At 72.9% G+C, this 6,054-nt stretch carries 6 protein-coding genes; 5 read left to right on the plus strand and 1 reads right to left on the minus strand.

Annotated features, from left to right (window positions below; all coding sequences use genetic code 11):
• Positions 1–259 precede the first annotated feature (259 nt).
• Positions 260–1,132, plus strand: coding sequence for a class I SAM-dependent methyltransferase (locus ACZ45T_RS39100; protein WP_468449238.1), 873 nt, complete (start codon positions 260–262; stop codon positions 1,130–1,132).
• 4 nt (positions 1,133–1,136) lie between these two features.
• On the opposite strand, the gene ACZ45T_RS39105 is transcribed toward ACZ45T_RS39100, so the two are convergent.
• Positions 1,137–1,565, minus strand: a complete 429-nt coding sequence (locus ACZ45T_RS39105) for a hypothetical protein (RefSeq protein ID WP_468449240.1) — start codon at positions 1,563–1,565, stop codon at positions 1,137–1,139.
• Positions 1,566–1,677: 112 nt separating this feature from the next.
• Between ACZ45T_RS39105 and ACZ45T_RS39110 the strand changes: the two genes are divergently transcribed.
• The 4 genes from ACZ45T_RS39110 to ACZ45T_RS39125 form a co-directional block, all read left to right on the plus strand.
• The gene (locus ACZ45T_RS39110) at positions 1,678–2,505 is read left to right on the plus strand and encodes a helix-turn-helix domain-containing protein (protein ID WP_468449248.1); all 828 of its coding nucleotides are present in this window, start codon (positions 1,678–1,680) and stop codon (positions 2,503–2,505) included.
• 325 nt (positions 2,506–2,830) lie between these two features.
• Complete coding sequence (locus tag ACZ45T_RS39115; protein WP_468449242.1) at positions 2,831–3,655, plus strand: inositol monophosphatase family protein; 825 nt, start codon at positions 2,831–2,833, stop codon at positions 3,653–3,655.
• Positions 3,656–3,737: 82 nt separating this feature from the next.
• Positions 3,738–5,159 (plus strand): phytoene desaturase family protein, encoded by a 1,422-nt coding sequence (locus ACZ45T_RS39120; RefSeq protein ID WP_468449244.1) that lies wholly within the window; start codon positions 3,738–3,740, stop codon positions 5,157–5,159.
• An 84-nt stretch (positions 5,160–5,243) separates the two neighbouring features.
• The coding region (locus ACZ45T_RS39125; RefSeq protein WP_468449246.1) for an SLAC1 family transporter at positions 5,244–6,054 on the plus strand (811 nt) is incomplete at its 3' end.

Consider the following 6,054-nt stretch of genomic DNA (forward strand, 5'->3'; position numbering starts at 1 on the left):
CCGTCCGTTCCTCGTCGAAACCCTCCTGCCCGGGCAGGAACACCTCACCCTCGACCCGCGACACCAGCGAAGAGAACTCACTCATAAGGCAACCTTTCCACGAAGGCGAAGCCAAGCCCCGCCTGCATAAATGATGTTGAAGCGGCCGGCACTTGATGTCCAATAAGAAACCGTGCTGGCCGTCAGAAGCCCTGACTATTGGACGCGGTCGCGCGGATGTCGCACGATTCTTCCGGCGAACTCAAGTCAAGGAGCCGGTATGGGTAATTCGGAAAGCACGGCGGAGATGCACCGTGTGTTCAACAGCGCCGCGGACGTGTACGACCAGAGCGGAGTCGAATTCTTCGGCCCCATCGGCCGCCGACTGGTCGAATTCTCCGGAATTCGGAGCGGTGACTCGGTGCTCGACGTGGGCTGCGGCCGGGGCGCCGTGCTGTTTCCGGCCGCGGCGGCCGTGGGCGGCACCGGAGAGGTCATCGGAATCGACCTCGCCGAGGAAATGGTCAAGTACGCGGACGCCGACGCGCGGTCGCAGGGCCTGACCCAGGTGACCACCCGGGTCATGAACGGCCAGGTGCCGGACTTCCCGGCCGGCCGCTTCGACGCGGTGGTCGGCGGCTTCAGCGTCTTCATCTGGACGCACGGCGCCGCCGAACTGCGCCCCTACCGCACGATCCTGCGCCCCGGCGGCCTCTTCGCGGCCAGCGCCCCCTCCTTCTTCCCGACCGCCACGGGCAAGTGGGGGTTCCTCCCCGAGGACGTGCACGACCTGCTGCTGCCGCACCTGACCCAGCCCAAGGACGGCGATGCCTACGACTGCCCCTTCACCAACATCCACAACAACTGGCTGGTGACCCCGGAGACCGTCGCGGCCACCCTGACCGACGCCGGCTTCACCGACGTGGCCGTCATGGAGGAGGACCTGCCCATCGTCGTGGAGTCCGGGGCCCACTGGGTCGCCTGGACCCGCTCGCACGGCATGCGCCGGCTGTGGGACCGGCTGTCCGAGCGGGAGGCGCAGGAGCTGGCCGCCGAGGTCGCCCGGCGCCTGGACGCCCTGCGCTCGGCCGACGGCAGCATTACGCTGCCGACGCCGATCGTGTACCTGAGCGGCCGGGCCCCGCAGGTCTGACCGGTCATCCCGCCGCGGTCATCCGCCGCAGGCCCACCCACTGCAGGGTCGCGTACACGCCCACGACCACCGCGCCGATCAGCATGAACACGATGCCGAAGCCGGTGAGCGGGACGAGGTCCCCCGCGGCCACCACCAGGCAGGCGACGGCGGAGCCGAGATTCACCCCGATCACGGCTTTGACCAGGCCGGCCGGGATCACGGGGTACCCGGCGATGAGGGCCAGCGAGGCCGCCCCGCCGAGCTGGTAGAGCCCGAAGCCGACACTGAAGCCGACCGGCATCCCGGTGGCGGAACCGAGGGGGCCGTACGCGGCGATGAGCACGGTGGCCATCACGGCGGTGCTGACACTGTCGATCCGCAGGACCAGCCGCAGGAAGCGGTCGGACGCCTGCCGGACGGCAGGGTCGGTCGTATGCATGGTCTGTGTCATGGCAGGGCTCCTTCGCACCGGACTGTGCCACCACCGTGACACGGGACAGGTCGCGGACTCCATGACCTCAGAGGTCATGGAGTCCGCGACCCCGGCCGTTACGGTGGAGTGCATGAAGACGGAAGACCCGCCCCGCGTCGGGCTGTTATTGCGCGACTGGCGCCAGCGCAGGAAGTTCAGCCAGCTCGACCTCGCCCTGCGCGCCGAGACCTCCACCCGGCACCTGTCCTGCGTGGAGACGGGGCGGGCCCGGCCCAGCCGGGAGATGGTGCTGCGGCTCGCCGAACACCTCGACGTGCCGCTGCGCGACCGCAACAGCCTGCTGCTGGCGGCCGGCTACGCCCCCGCCTATCAGGAGAGCCCCCTGGACAGCGACCGCATGGCGATGGCACGCCAGGCCCTGCGGAGCATGCTGGCCGGCCACGAGCCCTACCCGGCGGCGGTCGTGGACCGGGTCTGGAACATCGTCGACTCCAACCGCTCGATGTCCCTCCTGCTGGACAGCGTCCCGCCGACCCTGACGGCCGAGGGCGCGAACGTGATGCGCCTGATCCTGCACCCGGACGGCCTCCCGCAGCACTGCCTCAACTTCGCGGAGGTCCGCGCCCACGCCCTCGGCCGTCTCCTGCACCAGGCCAACGGCACCGGCCACCCCGAACTGCGGGCGCTGTACGACGAGGTGTCCGCCTACCCGCCGCCACCGGACACCGGCGCCCCACCCGGGCCGGTGGACGCGACCGGCATGGTCGTCCCGCTGCGGCTGCGCACGCCCTTCGGCGACATGGCGCTGTTCAGCATGATCGCCACCTTCGGCGCGCCCGCGGACGTGACGCTGTCCGAACTGGCGGTCGAGACGTTCTTCCCGATGGACGAGGAGACCGCCCGGCTCCTGCGCCTGCACGCCGCGGCCGGCGACTCGCAGGGCACCCACGGCTCCTGACGCGGCGTGGCCGGTCGGCCGGCCGAGGCCGGGACCTAGGGGGTGTCTTGCCGGTCAGGCCGGGCTCGCGACGCCTGCCACGCACGCTCGCCGCGTTGTCGTCACTCGCCGACGTCCCCCAGCTACCGCTGGGAGGTGCCCCCACCGCGTCGACTCCCTCCTCCGCCTTGCGAGCGCACGCGTCAGACGCCGCTCCCTGACCCGGCCTGACCGACAAGACACCCCCTTGCGCGCGGGGGCGGTTCACCCGGCGGCCACGCGGTGTCCGGATGCCCGTCCGGGATTGACGGTGGGGTTTGCCGGCCGGGCGTGCTTTGCTGGAGACATGATCGATGAGTTCCTGGCCCAAGGCCTGTCCGATGTGGAAGAGGCCGTCCGCAAGGCGGCGGCGATCGAGATCATGCCGAGGTTCAGGCAGCTGGCCGAGCACGAGGTCGACGAGAAGAGCGGCCCCCACGACCTCGTGACCGTCGCCGACCGCAGGGCCGAGGAGCACCTCACGGCCTCCCTGCCCCGGCTGCTGCCCGGCTCGGCCGTGGTCGGCGAGGAGGCCGTGCACGCCGACCCCACGGTGTACGGGGCGCTGCGCGCGGACGCCCCGGTGTGGATCGTCGACCCCGTGGACGGCACCCGCCAGTTCGTGAACGGCGACCCCGCCTTCTGCACCCTGGTCGCGCTGGCCCACCGCGGGGAGATCCTCGCCTCCTGGACCTTCGCCCCGGCCCTGGAGGAACTGGCGACCGCCGTGCGCGGGCAGGGCGCCTACGTCAACGGCGAGCGGATCCACAGCGGTTCGCCGGAGCCGGGCGCCGCGCTGCGGGTCGCCGTCGCCCACCCGCTCTACACCTCCGAGGCGGACAAGCGGACGCTGGGCCGGCTGGACGTGCCCGGGGTCGCTGCCCGGCCGTGCGGTTCGGCGGGCCTGGAGTACCTGAGGGTGGCCCGCGGCGAGGTGGACGGCCTGGCCTTCACCTGGCCCTCGGCCTGGGACCACGCGGCCGGTCTGCTGCTGGTCGCCGAGGCCGGCGGGTCGCAGAGCACCGTCGACGGGGTCCCCTTCCGAGTGGACCGGGACAACGCGCTGCCGTTCGCGGTCGGCCGGGACGAGGCCACGACCGTACGCATCCGGGAACTGCTCCGGGACGTGTGAGTACCGTCCCAGGGTGTCCGTCCGCCGCATCCGGCGGAATATCCTGAAGGCGCAGGCGCCGCCGGAGACGAAGGAGTCGCAAGTGCCGTCGATTCTCGATGCGGTCGTGGTGGGAGCGGGGCCCAACGGGCTGACCGCCGCCGTCGAACTGGCCCGGCGCGGCTTCTCCGTGGCCGTCTTCGAAGCCGCGGACACGATCGGGGGCGGAGCCCGGACCGAGGAGCTCACCCTCCCCGGCTTCCGGCACGACCCCTGCTCTGCGGTGCACCCGCTCGGCGCCGGCTCGCCGGTCTTCGCCACGATGCCGCTGAAGCGGTACGGGCTGGAGTGGCTGCACGCCCCGCTGCCCATGGCCCACCCCTTCGACGACGGTACGGCCGCCGTCCTCTCGCGCTCGGTCGCGGAGACGGCGGCGTCCTTCGGCCCCCGCGACGCGGGCGCCTACCGGCGTCTCGTCGGACCCTTCCTCGGCAGATGGGACACCCTGGCCCGCGACTTCATGTCCCTGCCGAACACCGCGCTGCCCCGGGATCCCGTCACCCTCGCCCGCTTCGGGCTCGCCGGGCTGCCGCCCTCCACCTGGCTCCTGCGCCGCTTCCGCGACGAGAAGGCGCGGGCGCTGTTCGCGGGGCTCGTGGCGCACGTCATCGCACCGCTCGACGGGATCGCCACCGGCGCCGTCGGCCTGGTCTTCGCCCTGGCCGCGCACGCGAACGGCTGGCCGATGGCGCGCGGCGGTTCGCAGTCCGTCTCCGACGCGCTCGCCGGATACCTGCGCGACCTCGGCGGCGCCATCCACACCGGCTTCGAGGTCAAGCGGCTCGACGAGCTCCCGCCCGCCCGCGCCTACGTCTTCGACACCTCGCCGACGGCGCTGGCCCGGATCGCCCGCCTGGGGCGCTTCTACGACGGCTACCGGTACGGCGCCTCCGTGTTCAAGATCGACTACGCGCTGGACGGCCCGGTCCCCTGGACGGCCGAGGCGCCGCGCCGCGCCGGCACCGTCCAGATCGGCCCGCGCGCCCGCGACATCGACGCCGCCCTGCAACTCGCCTCGGGCGGCCGGGCCCCCCGCAGCCCCTTCCTCATCACGGCGCAGCCCAGCCTGGCCGACCCGGGCCGGGCCCCCGAGGGCAAGCACGTGTTCTGGGCGTACGGACACGTCCCTGCGGGCTGGGACGGCGACCTCACCGACGCCGTCGAACGCCAACTGGAGCGCTTCGCCCCGGGCTTCCGCGACCTCGTCCTGGCCCGCGCCACCGCCGGACCGCCCCAGCTCGCCGCCCGCAACCCCAACTACGTCGGCGGGGACATCGCTTGCGGAGCCGCCTCGGGACTCCAGCTCCTGCTGCGCCCCAAGCTCAACCTCTCCCCGTACACGACGCCCCACCCGGCGGTCTTCCTCTGCTCCTCGGCGACCCCGCCGGGCCCGGGCGTACACGGCATGTCCGGCCACAACGCCGCCAAGGCGGTCTGGCGCCACCTGCGACGCAAGGGCTCCTGAGGTCCGCCTGAGGCCCGCCTGAGGTCCGCCCGAGTCTCCGGGTTCCGAATGGCAGGGCGGGCCGCGCCGGGCCACCGTGGAGGCATGACCACGCGCGCCCGGCCCGGCTCCGCGATCCGCCCCGCCACCGCACCCGGCGCCTCGCGCGTGCGCCACCTCGGCCCCAACTGGTACGCCGGCGTGATGGGCACGGCCATCGTGGCCAACGCCGGAGTCGCCCTCCCGTGGCACGTCCCCGGCCTGCGCACCGCGTGCACCGCGGTCTGGGCCCTCGCCGCCCTGATGCTGGCCGTCCTGCTCGTCGCCCGGACGGCCCACTGGGCCCGCCACGCCGACCAGGCGCGCGCCCATCTCCTCGACCCGACGGTGGCGCCGTTCTACGGCTGCCTGTCGATGGCACTGCTGGCGGTGGGCGGCGGCGCGATGCTGGTCGGCAAGGACGTGATCGGCGCGGGCGCGGCCCTCGCCGCGGACACCGTGCTCTACACGGCCGGCACCGTCGTCGGGCTGCTCGCCGCCGTCGCCATCCCGTACCTGATGGCGGTGCGGCACGAGCTCAAGCCGGGCAGCGCCTCACCCGTTTGGCTGCTCCCCGTCGTCGCGCCGATGGTCGCCGCGGCCCTCAGCCCGCTGCTGGTCCCGCACCTGCCCGCCGGGCAGTGGCGGCAGGGCATGCTGCTCGGCTGCTACACGATGTTCGGCCTGAGCCTGCTGGCCACGGTGTTCCTGCTGCCCATCGTCTTCGCGCGGCTGCTCGCGGGCCCGCGGCTGCCCCTAGGCCGTCTCTTTCGGATCTTGTCTGGCCCGCGCTGCCTGGCACCGCACCTCGCCGCGTTGTCGGGGCGACACAGGGCAGTTCATCCCCCGGAAGACACCCTCCCTTCTGTGCGCAGAC

The organism is Streptomyces sp. NPDC030995 (assembly GCF_055571215.1).